Annotated in this window: 13 protein-coding genes and 1 rRNA gene; all 14 read right to left on the bottom strand. The window is 57.5% G+C overall.

What is annotated here, in order from left to right; genetic code table 11:
- Positions 1–115 (bottom strand): 16S ribosomal RNA (locus QP934_RS07590); the annotation flags it as partial.
- Between the two features lie 650 nt (positions 116–765).
- A complete protein-coding gene (gene tyrS / locus QP934_RS07585) occupies positions 766–2,025 on the bottom strand; it encodes a tyrosine--tRNA ligase (protein ID WP_337888913.1) in 1,260 nt (419 codons plus the stop codon).
- A 23-nt stretch (positions 2,026–2,048) separates the two neighbouring features.
- Positions 2,049–2,222 carry a Trm112 family protein gene (locus tag QP934_RS07580; RefSeq protein WP_005323252.1) on the bottom strand — a complete coding sequence of 58 codons (174 nt, stop codon included), beginning with the start codon at positions 2,220–2,222 and terminating at the stop codon, positions 2,049–2,051.
- A gap of 56 nt (positions 2,223–2,278) precedes the next feature.
- The gene (locus QP934_RS07575) at positions 2,279–3,316 is read right to left on the bottom strand and encodes an ornithine cyclodeaminase (protein ID WP_005323253.1); all 1,038 of its coding nucleotides are present in this window, start codon (positions 3,314–3,316) and stop codon (positions 2,279–2,281) included.
- Between the two features lie 19 nt (positions 3,317–3,335).
- Positions 3,336–4,853: an amino acid permease gene (locus QP934_RS07570; RefSeq protein WP_419127221.1), complete on the bottom strand. Its 1,518-nt coding sequence runs from the start codon at positions 4,851–4,853 to the stop codon at positions 3,336–3,338.
- A gap of 218 nt (positions 4,854–5,071) precedes the next feature.
- The gene (gene argH / locus QP934_RS07565; protein WP_419127220.1) at positions 5,072–6,502 is read right to left on the bottom strand and encodes an argininosuccinate lyase; all 1,431 of its coding nucleotides are present in this window, start codon (positions 6,500–6,502) and stop codon (positions 5,072–5,074) included.
- Between the two features lie 6 nt (positions 6,503–6,508).
- Positions 6,509–7,729, bottom strand: a complete 1,221-nt coding sequence (locus tag QP934_RS07560; protein ID WP_049378720.1) for an argininosuccinate synthase — start codon at positions 7,727–7,729, stop codon at positions 6,509–6,511.
- Between the two features lie 81 nt (positions 7,730–7,810).
- Positions 7,811–8,293, bottom strand: coding sequence for an arginine repressor (locus tag QP934_RS07555; RefSeq protein ID WP_419127219.1), 483 nt, complete (start codon positions 8,291–8,293; stop codon positions 7,811–7,813).
- A 3-nt stretch (positions 8,294–8,296) separates the two neighbouring features.
- Complete coding sequence (gene argF / locus QP934_RS07550; RefSeq protein ID WP_419127218.1) at positions 8,297–9,217, bottom strand: ornithine carbamoyltransferase; 921 nt, start codon at positions 9,215–9,217, stop codon at positions 8,297–8,299.
- Positions 9,214–10,392 carry an acetylornithine transaminase gene (locus QP934_RS07545; protein WP_419127217.1) on the bottom strand — a complete coding sequence of 393 codons (1,179 nt, stop codon included), beginning with the start codon at positions 10,390–10,392 and terminating at the stop codon, positions 9,214–9,216. Before QP934_RS07545 ends, argF begins: the two co-directional genes overlap by 4 nt.
- Positions 10,389–11,324 carry an acetylglutamate kinase gene (gene argB, locus QP934_RS07540; RefSeq protein ID WP_419127216.1) on the bottom strand — a complete coding sequence of 312 codons (936 nt, stop codon included), beginning with the start codon at positions 11,322–11,324 and terminating at the stop codon, positions 10,389–10,391. The genes QP934_RS07545 and argB overlap by 4 nt, the downstream gene beginning before the upstream one ends.
- Before the next feature lie 13 nt (positions 11,325–11,337).
- Positions 11,338–12,507, bottom strand: a complete 1,170-nt coding sequence (gene argJ, locus QP934_RS07535) for a bifunctional glutamate N-acetyltransferase/amino-acid acetyltransferase ArgJ (protein WP_419127215.1) — start codon at positions 12,505–12,507, stop codon at positions 11,338–11,340.
- A gap of 15 nt (positions 12,508–12,522) precedes the next feature.
- The gene (gene argC, locus QP934_RS07530) at positions 12,523–13,566 is read right to left on the bottom strand and encodes an N-acetyl-gamma-glutamyl-phosphate reductase (RefSeq protein WP_419127214.1); all 1,044 of its coding nucleotides are present in this window, start codon (positions 13,564–13,566) and stop codon (positions 12,523–12,525) included.
- A gap of 145 nt (positions 13,567–13,711) precedes the next feature.
- Positions 13,712–16,225 carry a phenylalanine--tRNA ligase subunit beta gene (gene pheT, locus QP934_RS07525; RefSeq protein ID WP_419127213.1) on the bottom strand — a complete coding sequence of 838 codons (2,514 nt, stop codon included), beginning with the start codon at positions 16,223–16,225 and terminating at the stop codon, positions 13,712–13,714.
- Positions 16,226–16,231 lie beyond the last annotated feature (6 nt).

Raw genomic sequence — 16,231 nt, 5'->3', positions numbered from 1 at the left:
GTTACTCACCCGTTCGCCACTCGAGTACCCTGCAAGCAGGGCCTTTCCGTTCGACTTGCATGTGTTAAGCACGCCGCCAGCGTTCGTCCTGAGCCAGGATCAAACTCTCCACAAAAAAATTTCAGAACAAAATTCCGAAACAGGCCGTGAAAAGCCCGAAACCCAACAAAAGAACAAACCACCACAAACCACAAAGCAAAAACACTTCACAACGGTTCATACTGGCGTCCAAAAAATTACTACAAAGAAAAAATAAACAGTTCCCTCAACCCGACGGGGTCAAAAAAGAGGAAACCACAAAGTTGAACACAATCACATGCCAACCAATCCATCTCAATGCAGCCGAAACACCAAACAGCATTCAAAAAGGTACGTATTCCACATACCCAACCGGCACACACCAACCAACAAACCACCTAGGCCTGCTGGCAGACAAACCAATCAACACACAACCATGCACACAAAAAATAAAAAGTACATTGGCACACTATTGAGTTCTCAAACATCATCCACACACCACAAAAAATTAACTTCCCGTTAACCTCTCGTTGGCGGCTCGTACAAACTTACTCAACCAAATGAACCAAGTCAAATCATCGAACCAAGTCCGCACAAAATTCGCTTAAAAGTAACCAACCGGCTACCTCGCGGCGACTTGGATTAATCTAGCCCACCACAACCAAACAACACAAACCTGCAGGACAGAGTACAAAAATGATAAATGACGTCCTTCCAACACGTGGAACGGACGTCATCTACTGCTCTTTAGTTCAACTTGGCACCAGCGAAGTTCTTCTTGCCTCGGCGCAGAACGAGCCAGCTGCCGTGCAGAAGGTCTTCCGCAGACGGCTCCCACTCTGCCGATTCGATGCGCTGGTTATTGACGTAGGCGCCGCCTTCCTTGATGGTGCGGCGAGCAGCACCCTTGGAATCGGCCAAACCGCTAGCCACCAAAAGGTCAACAATGGTGCGCGGTTCGCCGGCGGCAATGTCCGCCACAGTGGTTTCAGAAAGTGCGCCGGCAAGGGTCTTCTCATCAAGCTCAGAAAGTTCCGCCTTACCGAATAGCGCCTGAGCGGCAAGCTCGACAGCCTTGGTTGCCTCTTTACCGTGAACCAGATCGGTCATCTCTTGAGCCAGGCGACGCTGAGCCGCGCGCTTATAAGGCTCTTCTTCCACCGTGCGCTCGTATTCGGCGATTTCCTCCTGTGTCAAGAAGGTAAACCAGCGCAAGTAGTCGATGACCACAGAGTCACCCGCATTAAGGAAGTACTGGTACCAGGAGTATGCGGACGTCTTTTCCGGATCGAGCCATAGCTTTCCGCCGCCGGTGGACTTACCGAACTTCTGGCCGGAGGCGTCGGTGACCAGCGGCACCGTAAGACCATGTACCTTGGTGCCATCGATACGACGGTTTAGGTCAACGCCAGAGACGATGTTGCCCCACTGATCACCGCCGCCGATCTGCAATACGCAATCGCGCTCGCGGCGAAGCTGCACGAAGTCATTGGACTGCAGGAGCATGTAGGAGAACTCCGTATAAGAAATGCCGTCGCCCTCGAGGCGCCGCTTGACGGTATCGCGATCCAGCATCGTGTTAAGGGAGAAGTTCTTTCCCACGTCACGCAAGAAGTCGATAACGGACATGTTCATGGTCCAATCGGCATTATTGACCATGGTGGCAGCCTGCTCGCCATCGAAGTCGATGAACCGACGCAGCTGCCCCTTGATGGCCTCGAGGTTATGGGCCAAATCTTCCTCGCTCAGCATAGAACGCTCGCCGACGTCGCGCGGATCGCCGATGAAACCAGTTGCGCCACCCGCCAGTGCAATTGGGTGGTGGCCCGCGTTTTGGAAGCGGCGCAGCATGATGAGTGGGACCAAGTGGCCTGCATGGAGGGAGTCACCCGTGGGGTCGAACCCACAGTACAGCGCGATGGGGTTCTCGCATGCCTCGCGCAGGGACTCAAGATCGGTGGACTGGTTGATCAGTCCACGCCATTGCAGTTCATCGATGATATTCATGGGGGTCTTTCTAAAAGTCGAAGTTAAGCTGGCCATTTCTGGGCGTGGTCTACAAGCATTACTGGGATGTCATCCTCAATGGGATAGGCAATGCCCAGCCGCTCGTTGACGAGGACCTGTTTATCTTCCAGATATGTCAAAGGGCCCTTGTCTTGCGGACAGACAAGGACCTCTAGCAACTTCGGGTCAAGACTCATGCGTCTTATCTTAGCGGGTAGAGGAAGAAGTTGGATCCCTCTACCCCACCTTCGGCTTAGAGCAGGGACGGAACGTTAGCAACCAGGGAGAAGAGATCCTTCGGGTCATCCGGGTTGGCGATGATGTCGATCTCGGACTCCAAGTCGGTGCCCTTGACGGAATCGCGCAGGTAACGCAGCGCGGAGAAGTCGTTGATAGCGAATCCGACATCGTCGAAGAGGGTAATCTGCTCGTCGTCATCGCGGCCAGTGGCCTGACCTGTGAGTACCTGGTAGAACTCGACGACCGGGAAGTCTTCCGGCTTCTGCTGGATTTCACCTTCGATGCGGGTCTGCTCTGGGAACTCTACGAAGACCTTGGACTTGTCCAAGATGGAGCTCTCCAGCTCGGTCTTGCCCGGGCAGTCACCGCCAACGGCATTGAGGTGGACGCCTGGGGCGACGTGGCGCTCAGCCAGAATCTGGTTCTGAGCCTTGTCTGCGGTACAGGTGGTGATGATGTCTGCCCCCAAAACCGCCTCGTCGACGCTGGAACAAGCAGTGATATTAAAGCCCAGTGGCTCCAAGTTGCGCTTGAACTTTTCTACCGCCTCAGGGTCGATGTCATAGATGGTAATATCCTCAATTCCCATAACGCCGCGGAAGCCAAGCGCCTGGAACTCGGACTGGGAGCCGGCACCGACCATGGCCATGCGCTTGGAATCCTTGCGTGCCAAGTGCTTTGCCACCATGGCGGAGGTCGCGGCGGTACGCAGTGCGGTAAGCAGCGTCATCTCGGCTTCGAAGGTGGGGTAACCATTGTCGACGTCGGCAAGCACGCCAAAGGCAGTAACGGTCTGGAAACCACGGGCCGGATTGGACGGGTGACCGTTGACGTACTTGAAGGAGTACTCCTTACCGTTGGACGTAGGCATAAGCTCAATGACTCCGAACGGGGTGTGGGAAGCAACGCGCGGAATCTTGTCAAAGCGCTCCCACTCGCGGTAGTCAGCCTCGAGGTAATCCACCATTCCGGTAATGATGTTTTCAACGCCCTCGCGCTGAATCCAGCGCGCCATATTTTCTACGTCTACGAACTTAACAGCGTGGTTCATAAGAAGTCCTTTCTTAGATTTAGTTCTTCGGGTGTAGGTCTGTTTGCGGTGCGGCCGGGAAGCTGGAGGTAGGTAGGTGCTTCGCCTTTCTCTCTTCCGCGATAGTACGGATGCGGTCGCGCCATGCGTACCACATTGCCATAAAGACCGGAACGAGGAGCAGAGTGGATGCCAGCGCATAGGTACCAATTGGATAATCAAAGGCCATCAGGACAATGACCAGGCCAATGAAGATGAGTACGGCCCAGTCTCCGCCTTCGCCAAACGGCGAGCGGTATCCCGGTCGGGTGTAGCTTCCGCTCTTAGCAAGGCGCACAAACTTGAGGTGCGAGATCGCAACTGCCGCCCAGGACGCCAATGTGCCCAAGGCTGCCAGGTTGAGCACGATTTCAAACGCCATCTCCGGCACCACATAGTTGAGGAAGACGCCTACCAAGCCCACCAAGGCCGCCATGACGATGCCGCCGTAGGGCACACCAGACTTGGACATACGAGCACCAAACTTCGGGCCGGAGCCGGAGGTGGACATGTTGTACATAATGCGGCCGGTGGAATACAAGCCGGCATTGAGCGAAGAAATCGCAGCGGTGATAACGACAAGCTGGAAAATCGGGGCCGCCACACCTACACCGAGGGACTCAAAGAAGGTCACAAATGGCGACACGTCAGCGACGTAAGTTGTGTACGGCAGCACGAGCGTGAGCAGCAGCACGGAGCCGAAGTAGAAAATCAGGATGCGCAGCAGCACGTTATTGACCGCGCGCGGGATGTGCTTTTCTACATCTTTAGTCTCACCGGAGGTGGTGCCGACAAGCTCAATACCGGCGTAGGCGAAGACGACACCCTGAATGACGATCACAGCAGGCATCAAGCCATTAGGTAGCCAGCCGCCGGAATCAGAAATGAGGCTAAGGCCGGTCGGGTCGCCGCTCGGGTGGCCGAAGATGAGGACACCGATGGCCACCAGCATGAAGATGATCAATGCAACAATCTTAATCAGCGAGAACCAATACTCCAGCTCGCCGAAGATCTTCACCGAGAGCATATTGAATACCAGGATGCCGCAGATAACTACGAGGGCAAGTGCCCACTGCGGAACGGAATCGAGCCACGACGTGTATTGGCTAAACCATTTGATGTAGATAGCTACGGCTGTGCCATCCGCCACCAGGGTCATGGCCCAATTTCCCCAGTACAACCAGCCGGTAACAAAGGCGGTCTTCTCGCCGTAAAACTCGCGGGCATAGGAAACGAAGGAACCGGAGCTGGGGCGGTAGACGATGAGCTCGCCAAGAGAACGCAGGATGATATAGCCGAAGAAGCCACAAATGAGATAGAGCACCGCGAGAAACGGTCCGGCGTCTTGCAAACGACTCCCGGTGCCCAGAAGCAGACCGGTACCGATGGCAGAACCGATGGCGATCATCTGCAGCTGGCGATTGCCCATTCCCTTTTGCAGACCGTGGTCTTCTGAGGCGTAGACCGCTTTCTCGTTCTCGTGCGGCCCCGCTGTGGGCGGGGGCGAATTTACTGTCATAGGAGAGATCGTCCTTTCATTACGATGAATGAGTCTGTTAGGTCACATTCTCTGCAAGAATACTAACGCACCACATTGTTACCCATGTCACCACTACCCCCATTGTGTTCAACAACGCAGCTGACAGGTTGCGGATGGGGGGCAATCTCCCACCCCCGCAGCGAGATATAAAAGAACCGCATAGCCAGCGACCATGCGGTTTTAAAGAGCCCCGAGAATTAGCGCAGCGGCTTCTGCGCCCACGTGCGCGCAGCCGCAGCACGCTCGCGGACAGTCTCGCGCTGCTCCGCCACGCGGACACCAGCGGTGCCGCCCTTGGTGGCACGAGATGCCACTGCCCCGTCGATAGTGAGCACGTCACGGACGCTAGGCTTCAGCCGCTTGTCGACGCCCTCCAAATCCTCATCGGTGAGCTCCACTAGGTCAACTCCCCGCTCCTCAGCGATGCGCACACAGGCGCCGGACGCTTCGTGCGCCTCGCGGAAAGGAACGCCTTGGCGAACCATCCATTCGGCCAAGTCGGTAGCCAGCGTGAACCCTCGCGGGGCAAGTTCGCGCATGCGATCCTCGTGGAAAGTCAGTGTGGACACCAGCCCGGTCATTGCCGGCAGCAGCAGGTTAAGCTGCGCCACCGAATCAACGATGGGCTCCTTATCTTCCTGCAGGTCGCGGTTGTAGGCCAGCGGCTGTGCCTTTAACGTAGACAACAGGCCAGTGAGGTTACCGATAAGGCGGCCAGTTTTGCCGCGGGTGAGCTCCGGAACGTCCGGATTCTTCTTTTGCGGCATGATGGACGAGCCGGTCGACCACGCATCATCCAAGGTGACGTAGCCGTATTCCGGCGTGCACCAGTAGATAATTTCTTCCGAAAGTCGGGACATATCGACGGCAATCTGCGCCAAGACGAAAGCCGTCTCGGAGGCGAAGTCACGAGCCGCAGTGCCATCCAAGGAGTTCTCCGCGGCGGCATCAAAGCCGAGTTCCTCCGCAATGGCTTCCGGATCTAGCTGCAAGGAGGAACCGGCTAAAGCGCCTGAGCCGTAGGGCGATACAGCCAAGCGCTTATCCAGGTCCTGCAGACGCTCAATATCGCGCAGAAGTGGCTGCGCATGGCCCAAAAGCTCATGCGCCAAAAGAACTGGCTGCGCCGCCTGCGAGTGAGTTTTGCCCGGCATTATGGCGTCCGGATGTGCTGCTGCCTGATCGGCCAAGGCATCCACCAAGTCGCTCACCTGAGCCGCGGTATCGCGAATGGCATCACGTACCCACATGCGAAACAGCGTCGCGACCTGGTCATTACGGGAACGACCGGCGCGCAGGCGACCGCCTACCTCTGGGCCTACAATCTCGATGAGCCCGCGCTCCATCACACCATGGACGTCCTCATCCGTGGGCGCTGGGCGGAACTCACCAGAGGCCACCTTCTCGCCTAGTTCGGTGAGGCCGGAGAGCATGGTGTCCAAATCGTCGTCGGAAAGCAAGCCAGCCTTATGCAACACCTTGGCATGCGCCTTGGAGGCTAGTACGTCATATGGTGCCAGCACCCAGTCAAAGTGGGTGGATACAGAGAGGGCAAACATCGCCTCAGATGGACCGCCGGAGAAGCGGCCACCCCATAGGGCACCCTCATTAGTCTTATGCGGTTCCATGTGCTCCTACTTCTGCGCGCTGGTGGGGAAACCGCCGTCGCGGTCACGCTGGTTGGAGATCTGGGTGGACAGGCCGTGCAGCTGCACAAAGCCCTTAGCTGCGGTCTGGTCGAAGGTATCGCCAGTGTCATAAGTAGCCAGGTCAAAGGAGTACAACGACTGACCGGAACGGCGCCCAGTAACCGTGGCGGTACCGGCATGCATGCTCAGGCGGATATCGCCGGTGACGTTTTCCTGGGACTCCTCAACGAAAGCATCCAGAGAACGCTTCAGCGGCGAGTGCCAGAGGCCGTCATAGACCTCTTCGGACCAGCGGGCATCGGTCAAGCGCTTGTAGCGGGCCAACTCGCGCTCCACGGTGACATCCTCCAGCGCCTCGTGGGCCTGGATGAGGACCATGGCGCCCGGAGCCTCATAGACCTCACGGGACTTAATGCCTACCAAGCGGTCCTCCACCATATCCAGACGGCCAATGCCCTGCGCACCGGCGCGGCGGTTGACCTCTTCAATAATCTGCAGCGGGGACATCTTCTGGCCATCAACTGCCACCGGGATGCCCTTCTCAAAGGAGATGATGATTTCATCCGGGGCATTACCCAGGCTCGGGTCCTCGGTATAGGCATAGAGATCCTTCGTTGGCGGGTTCCACAGATCCTCAAGGAAACCGGTCTCTACCGCGCGACCCCACAGGTTCTGATCGATGGAAAATGGCGAGGAAGCGGACTGCTCAATCGGCAGGTTGATCTCTTCCGCGAAGGCGATAGCCTTATCGCGGGTCCAGGCATAATCGCGTGCAGGGGCAATGATTTCGAGGGAAGGATCCTGCGCACGGAAGGAAACCTCGAAGCGTACTTGGTCATTACCCTTGCCGGTGCAGCCGTGGGAGACGTGGGTGCCGCCGAATTCCTGCGCCGCTTTCACCAAATGCTTGGTAATGAGGGGGCGGGAAATAGCCGATACCAGCGGGTACTGCTTCATGTACATGCCGTTTGCCTTGATGGTGGGAACGCAGTATTCCTCTGCAAACTCATCCTTGGCATCGATAACGATGGATTCTACGGCACCGCAGTCAAGTGCACGCTGGCGAACCGATTCCATATCTTCGCCACCCTGGCCCAAGTCCAGGGAAACGGCGACAACGTCACCACCAGTCATTTTTGCTAGGTATGGGATGGCAACGGAAGTATCAAGGCCACCAGAGTAAGCCAAGACTACGCGTGCGGACATGGTTAAGCTCCTTGTTCTATTGGAAACAATTCATCTAAGTACATAATATACGATGGTGGTGTGAATTGCCACCACCGCCGTCTAAATATTTCGCGTGGTAAGTGTCACTGCCAGATCTGCGCCCGAGACGCCCTCGCGCGCCAAGACGAAGATGGTGTCATCTCCGGCGATGCAACCGATGACATCGTGCAGCCCCACCCTGTCAATAAAGCTGGCAAGGTACTGGGCCGCACCGGCTGGGGTGCGCAGCATAGCTATATTGCCGGAAGAATTATGAGATACCACCAGCTCATCGAGCATGCGGCGCAGTTTTTCACGGGGTCCGCCCACCTGGTCTTCAAATTGCTCCAGCTCACCGCCGACCACGTAGTAGGAACGGCCACCATCGCGCTTTACCTTCTTCGCCCCCAGCTCATCCAAGTCACGGGACAAAGTGGCTTGGGTGATGTCGATGCCGTCTGCGAGAAGCAGCTCGGATAGTTGCACCTGGCTGGTGACGCGATTGCGATCCAAAATCTCCAAGATCTTGGCCTGCCGAGCATTGCGGGTGGTCGGGGTGTTCATTACTTAGTTGATCTCCTTATTTATTTCGAGCAACCAGACAAGAAGCGCTTTCTGAGCATGCAGGCGGTTCTCCGCTTCATCAAAAACGCGCGACTGTGGTCCATCAATTACCTCAGCCGTGACCTCATTTCCACGGTACGCCGGCAAACAATGTAAGAATATTGCATCCTTATGCGCTTTGCTCATTATGGTCGAATCAACCTGATATGGCAGGAACGGCGTACGCCTATCTCGGCCATCATTTTCCTGCCCCATAGAGATCCACGTATCGGTGATGACTACGTTTGCACCTTCAACTTCATCCACGTCATCAGTAATGGTGATGTTGCCCCGCTTGCGCGCGCGGTCGACGAATTCCTGGCGCGGCTGGAATCCTTCGGGCGCGATAATAGAGACGTCCATGCCGGCCGTGGCGAAACCAATCATGTAGGAGTTAGCCATATTATTATCGCCATCGCCCAGGTAGACGGCCTTTTTACCTTTGAGGTCACCCAAATTCTCGCGACAGGTCAGCAGGTCAGCCAAAATCTGGCAGGGATGCAGGTCGTCGGAAAGCGCATTAACCAGAGGAACGGTCGCAGTCTCCGCCATCTGGAGGAGGTTGTCATGGTCAAAGGTGCGCCACACGATTGCCTCCACGTACCGCGAAAGCACCGCGGCCGTATCTTGGTAGGACTCCCCTTTGCCCATCTGAGTGGTAGAAGTATCAACGGTAATGCCCTTGCCGCCCATATTCGCTACTGCGGTTTCAAAGGAAAAGCGGGTCCGTGTAGACGTTTTATCAAAAAGCACCGCCACGGTCTTAGGCCCCTCTAGTGGGCGCTCCGCAAAGGGATCCTTCTTGAGCCTTTCAGCTAGGTCCAAAACGGTTGCTTGTTCTTGTGGGCTGAGATCGTCGTCAGCCAGAAAGTGTCGCAGGTTCATGCCAGTTCCTCCACTATCGTCCGGAATGTTGTCAGTGCTGTGTCTAATTCATCGTGGGAAATAACCAAGGGCGGGGTGAGGCGGAGTACATTCTCACTGGGTGCGTTGAGGATGAGCCCCTGTGCAAGCCCGTCGCGCACGGCCTGCTTAGCCACCGGTTGTGCTAAAACAATGCCGAGCATCAGGCCGCGGCCGCGTACGCGTTCTACAAGCGGCAATTTTTCAATCTCTTGCCGCAGATAGGCACCCTTATGGGTAACTTCCGCAAGAAATTCCGCATCCACGGTGTCAAGTACTACGTTGGCCGCAGCGCAGGCCACGGGGTTTCCGCCAAAGGTGGTGCCATGAGAGCCAGGTTTAAACAAATCCCTCGCGCGACCGCGGGTAATGGTCGCGCCGATGGGTACTCCGGCACCTAAGCCCTTCGCCATGGTGATGACGTCCGGTTGAATGCCTTCTACCTCGTGGGCGAAAAAGGTGCCGGTACGGCCCGCACCCGTCTGCACTTCATCCGCGATGAGCAAGATGCCGTATTCATCGCACAGCTCGCTTACCTTCTGCATGAATCCCGCAGGGGCCGGAATTACGCCGGTCTCTCCCTGAATTGGCTCAAGGATGATCGCCGCGGTATCGGTGGGATCTTGCTCTACCAAGTGACGCAGGTAATTCGCGTCCCCGAACGGGTAGAACTCCACCCCGCCCGGTAGTGGGTGGAAGGCGCGCTGCTTATCGGGCTGGCCGGTCAGGGCAAGCGCACCCATGGTGCGGCCATGGAAGCCGTGCTCTGCCGCGAGGATTCGGCGCCTGCCAGTCAAGCGGGCAAGCTTAAATGCGGCCTCGTTCGCTTCGGCGCCAGAGTTACAGAAGAAGACGCGGGCATCGCTATCTCCTACTCGCCTAATCAACTTCTCCCCGGCGTCGAGCACCGGCTGCGTGGCAAAGAGGTTCGAAGTATGCACCAAGGTGCGGGCCTGGTGCGAAACCGCCTGCGCCACCTGCGCATTGCCATAGCCCAAAGAATTGACAGCAATCCCAGCGAGAAGGTCAACATAGCTCTTCCCCTCCTCATCGGTCAGCGTTGCGCCTTGGCCGGAGACGAGGCCTATTGGTGGCGTGCCGTAGGTATCTACAATCGTCTTCGACCACCGCGTGGTCAAGCTTGGTGGCTTGTTCATGCTGCATCGTCCTTCCTGAAGATGGTCCCTTCGGGATAGTCGTGTTTGTCATAGTCATCTGGCAGCACCATGGTTCCGACGCCGCCTGGGGTTAATAGTTCTAAAAGCACCGAGTGACCAATCCGGCCATCAATAACATGGGCGGCCGATACCCCAGCTTTTACCGCCTTAAGGCAGGACTCCATTTTGGGAATCATGCCGGAGTCCAAGTGCGGCAATAGGTGGGATAGCCGGCCACACTCGATCTTTGACACCAAGGACTCCCGGTTCGGCCAGTCCGTGTATAGTCCTTCCACATTGGTCAAAATGACTAATCGCTCTGCTCCAATCGCGCTGGCCAAAGCACCCGCCGCACTATCGGCGTTGATGTTATAAATCGCGCCATCTTCTCCCGGTGCAATGGTCGAGACCACAGGGATGCGTCCGGCCTGGACAATGTCCATAACGGCAGCAGGATTAACCTCTACGATGTCGCCGACCATGCCAATATCGGTAGGTTCGCCATCGATCTCCACCAGCCGTTTCGTAGCCCGAAATAGTCCTGCATCTTCTCCCGAGGTCCCCACTGCATAAGGACCATGGGAATTGATGAGGTTGACTAATCCGCGACCCACCTGCCCAAACAGCACCATGCGCACGACGTCCATGACTTCCGGCGAGGTCACGCGGAAGCCGCCTCGAAACTCCCCTTCAATGCCGAGCTTTTGCAGCATGGAGTTGATCTGTGGCCCGCCACCGTGGACCACCACGGGATGGACACCGACGGTGCGTAAAAAGACCATATCCGCCGCAAAGGCCGCCTTGAGCTCCTCATCCACCATGGCATTTCCGCCATATTTCACCACCACTATGGTGTCCCGATAGTGCTGGAGCCATGGGAGGGCATCCGCCAAGACAGCGGCGCGCTCGTGGTCACTAAGTCCGCTAAACATTCTCATCTCTACCCTAGGAGCTATACGCCGAATTGATTTCCACGTAGGCATGGGAGAGATCCGTCGTGCGCACGAATGCCGACCCCGCGCCTCCCGTGCCCAGATCCACGCGAACATCGATATCGGCGCCGCTAAGGTCCACCTCACGCGCCCCCGGCGTGCCCGTTGATGCCCGACAGACCGGCTGGTCATTGAAATAGACGGAGATATTGTCCGGCTCCATTTCTGCATCTGCCATTCCCACAGCGGCGAGGACACGTCCCCAATTAGGATCGGAACCAAACATGGCGCACTTAAACAGGTTGTCGCGGCCCAAGGTGCGCGCGGCATTGAGGGCCTGGTCATCCGTGGCCGTGCCCTCTACCGTGATTTTGACGCGCTTAGTCACGCCTTCCGCATCCGCTTGCAATTGATCCGCAATGTCCGCGCACACCGCGAGCACCGCCGCATCAAGGTCTTCTTGGCTGGGTGCAATACCCGATGCCCCAGAGGCCATGAGGATTACCGTGTCATTGGTGGAGGTAGACCCATCCACGTCGAGGGTGTTAAAAGTCTTGGCTACGGCCTTGTCTAGGGCGCTGTGGAGTGCGGGAGCACTCGCGGCGGCGTCGGTAGTAAGGCATGCCAACATTGTTGCGAGAGAAGGAGCCATCATGCCTACTCCCTTGCCCATGGCCCCCACTGACCAGCCGTCCGCAGCATAGGTCGCTTCTTTGGTCACGGTATCGGTGGTCATAATGGCTGCGGCTGCCGCGTGGGCGTGTTCCGCACTCGTGCCAAGGCCCTTCACTACGTCGGCCGCACCAGCCAGCACCTTGTGCATTGGCATGGGCTCACCGATAATCCCCGTCGAACAGGCGGCAATGTCTCCCTCGGGAAGATGCAGGGAGTGAGCAACCTCAGCTACCAGTGCAGAGGCGTCCTTGTCCCCCTGCGCACCATTGCACGCATTGGCGTTGCCAGAATTGAAGATGACCGCAGCAAGCTGGCCATCGCTTAGCGCCTTGCGGGACAGTTTCACCGGCGAGGCCACCACGCGGTTGCGGGTAAAAACCGCCGCCGCATCGAAGCACGGACCATTATTTACCACCAAGGCCATATCGGGTGTGCCGGATGGCTTAATCCCCGCTGTAGTTGCGCCGGCGCTAAAGCCTGCGGGGCCGGTAATCCCAGCTGTACTCATTGTATTCTCCTAGTGTTATGGGGCCACGGCCGCTTGCGGCAGGCCCAAGGTTTCATCCCAGCCAAGTGCCAGGTTCATGCATTGCAACGCAGCGCCGGCTGTTCCCTTGCACAGGTTGTCTAGCGCTGAAGTGACAACGATCCGTCGGGCGCGTTCGTCCACGTGAGCTTGGATATGGACCATGTTGGTGCCCACGACGTTCTGGGTTTCGGGTTGCTGCCCGGCTGGAAGGACGCGGCAAAAAGTCTCTTGGGCATAAAAGTCGCGGAATGCTGTCTCCACGTCACGCTTGCCGACGCCCCCTCTAAGCCCCGCCGTAGTCGTGGCCAAAATCCCACGGGGTAAGGGCGCAAGAACCGGTGTAAAGCTGACAGAGAGCTTCTGCTTAGCAAAAGGCTGCAGGTTCTGCAGAATCTCTGGGGTGTGTCGGTGCGTCCCGCCAGGTTTATATGCTTTGAGGTTTCCCATGGTCTCCGCGCCAAGGTGCGCTACAGAAGCTTTCTTCCCGGCACCAGAGACGCCGGTGATAGCGATGACCGAAAGGGTCGGCTCAACAAGCTCGTGCGCCACGGCCGGCAGAACCCCAAGGGTGACCGCTGTAGGGAAACATCCCGGTATTGCTATTCGGTGAGCACCCCGCAGCGCTTCCCGATTGCCGGGCACCTCCGGAATTCCATAGGGCCAGCTTCCGGCATAGTGGCCGCCGTAAAAGGAATCCCAGTCAGACTTGCTACGAAGGCGAAAATCGGCTGCACAATCGATCACGGTGGTCTGCTCGCCCAGTTGCTGGGCGATGTCAGCAGAGTGCCCATGCGGTAGGCCCAGGAAAACAATGTCGTGCCCACGAAGCTTTTCAGCGGCCGTCTCCTCAATGACTCTGTTCGCCAACTGAGGCAGGTGCGGCATGAGCTCAGCTACCGTCTTCCCGGCGGTGGAATGTGCCGTGAGTGTGCCAATGCGCAGGCGGCCGCAAAGATAGGCCGGATGAGATAGCAGCAGGCGAAGGATCTCGCTTCCTGCGTATCCGGTGGCGCCTGCTATTGCTACTGAAATCGTCATAGGGATGACTATAGCAATAAATACACTCGCCCGTATGTTATTCATACAAATTGGGAAAAATACCTGGTTAAAGCTTCGCCAGGAGCGAAAAAATGTATGAAAAAAGGGGCGGTGAGCTATATCTCACCGCCCCTTTTGGGGAAAGCTATGCGCGCATCTCTGCGCCCAAGCGTTGCTTAGCCAGCTCCGCTGCCGCCGTGCGGTGCTCATTGACTTCCTCATCGGTCAACGTGCGATCCGCTGCACGGAACAGGAGCTGGAAGGCCAAGGACTTCTTGCCCTCACCCAACTGCTCTCCACGGAAAATATCGAAGAGCTCCACGGTCTCGATGAGTTCGCCCGCCCCCTCTTCCACGGTGGCGCGCACGCGCTCTGCTGGGACGTCTTCATCCACCACGAGCGCAATGTCCTGGTGCAATGCAGGGAAGGAAGACAGTACCGGCGCAGGGAACTTCTCTTCCAATGGCATAGCGGTAACGTCCAGCTCCATAGCGCAAGTACGCGCCGGCAGGTTCAGCGCTTCCAGAACCTGCGGGTGAAGCTCACCGGCATGGCCCAGAACCACATCAGTGCCAGCAACCTTCACGGCAGCACAACGACCTGGGTGCCAGGGAAGAACGTGCGCTGCCTCCAGCTCAATATCCACGCCGGCGGCGCGAGCGACTTGGCGGGCGGATTCGATAGCGTCGGCGTAGCTATATGCGCGACCCTCGCCCCACGGTCCCTCATGCTCAATATTGCCGGTGGCCACCGTTGCAACGTGCAGCGGCTGCTCAGGAAGGGTATCAAGAAGTTCGGAAACAACCTGTTCAGAAGGTCGCTGCTCGACAGAAGGCATGGGCGATGCCGCGGCGCGCTTGAATGCCACTTGCTGCAGACCATACAGGGCGAGATCGCTGCGGCCACGCGCAACATTGCGGCCGATGGCCTCCAGCATGTTCGGAAGCAGAGTCGTGGACAAGATGGCCTTATCTGCCTCAAGCGGATTCTGCACCTCTACGGTGCGGCGGCGAGCATCATCCTTGTCCAAGCCCCACACATCAAAGGTGTCGTTCGCCACGAACGGGGCCGGCAATACCTCTGCATAACCGGCATAGGCCAGGCCGTGACCAATAGCGCGGCGACGCTTCTGCGCTGGGGTCAGACCGCGGCCGCCGGCCGGAGTAGGCAAGACGGTGGGAATGTCCTCCAAGCCCTCCAGACGTAGGATCTCCTCAATGAGGTCAACATCCATAGAGATATCGGTGCGCCACGTGGCAGGCGTTACCTGCAGCAATTCCCCCTCATCAGTAACCGTGCAGCCGACTTCCTCAAGGCGGGAAATAACGGTCTCACGGGAATAGTCAACTCCTGCATACTCGCTAGCCTTTGCGGTGCGCAGGGCAATAGGCTCGCGCTTGGCGACGCCCCCGATAAGCGTCCGGCCTTCCTCAATGGTGCCGCCCGCCAGCTGCTGCAAGAGCGCACATGCGGTGTCTAGAGCGACCTCGACGACCGCTGGATCCACGCCACGCTCGAAGCGGCGGGAGGACTCGGAAGACAACTTATGGCGGCGGGAGGTGCGCGCCACGGTGATAGGATCCCAGATAGCGGATTCGAAGACAACATCAGTGGTCTCCGCCGAGATTTCGGAGGTTGTACCGCCCATGACACCGGCCAGGGACTGGATGCCATTGTCATCGCAGATGACCACGTCTTCTGCAGAAAGCTCACGCTTTACGTGATCCAGAGTGTCGAACTTCTCGCCCTCCTCCGCGTTACGGACAACAAGGTTTCCTTGGATCACGTTAGCGTCAAAGGCATGCATCGGGGTGCCCAACAGCAACATCACATAGTTAGTAATATCCGTAGGCAGGTTCACGCTGCGCTGGCCGCAGAGCATGAGCTCGCGCTCCAGCCAGAACGGGGTACGCGCCTGCGGGTCTATACCGCTGACTTTGCGGAGGCCGAAACGCTGCGCCTTGGTCGCGGGGTCTAGAGTGACGTCGATAAGCGAGCCCTGCGCCGCCGGAACAGCAGATGTATCAATTCCAGCAACCGACGGATCCTCGGCAATATCGGCAAATTCTAGATCGAAAGCGGAGGCAATCTCACGGCTCAAACCGCGCGCGGATAGGGCGTAGCCGCGATCCGGGGTGATGTTGACATCAAAATCGGTATCGTGCAGCCCAATAATCGGGCGAGCATCCTCACCTACTTTATCGGCGACGTCATCGCCCAAGACGATGATGCCGTTGGCCTGCGCGCCCAAACCGAGCTCAGCGCCGGAGCACAGCATGCCATTGGAGATGTGATCATAGGTCTCGCGAGCCGCAATTTTAAAGCCACCTGGCAGTTCCGAGCCCGGAAGCGCCACAACGACATAGTCATTCAAACGGAAACTACGAGCACCGCAAATGATGCCCTGCAGCTCGCCGGTCCCATTAGCCTGGCCAACATTCACCTGGCAGTAGCGGATGGGCTTTTTGAACTGAGTAAGTTCCTCGATCTCTACCACCTGGCCGATGACCAGCGGACCGGTGCTCTCCGGAACAGCAGCATAACCTTCGGTTTCAAAACCGACGCGCACGAATCCGGAGTCCATATCAGCAGCGGAAACGTTCCAACCAGGGTTCTTAGCGCCCAGGATGCGGGTGACCCAGTCTTGGGAAATAAGCATTAGTGT

Origin of the sequence: Corynebacterium sp. MSK122, from assembly GCF_030229435.2 — a bacterium.
GTDB classification, from domain to species: domain Bacteria; phylum Actinomycetota; class Actinomycetes; order Mycobacteriales; family Mycobacteriaceae; genus Corynebacterium; species Corynebacterium marquesiae.
This window is presented reverse-complemented; position numbering and strand designations above follow the sequence as displayed.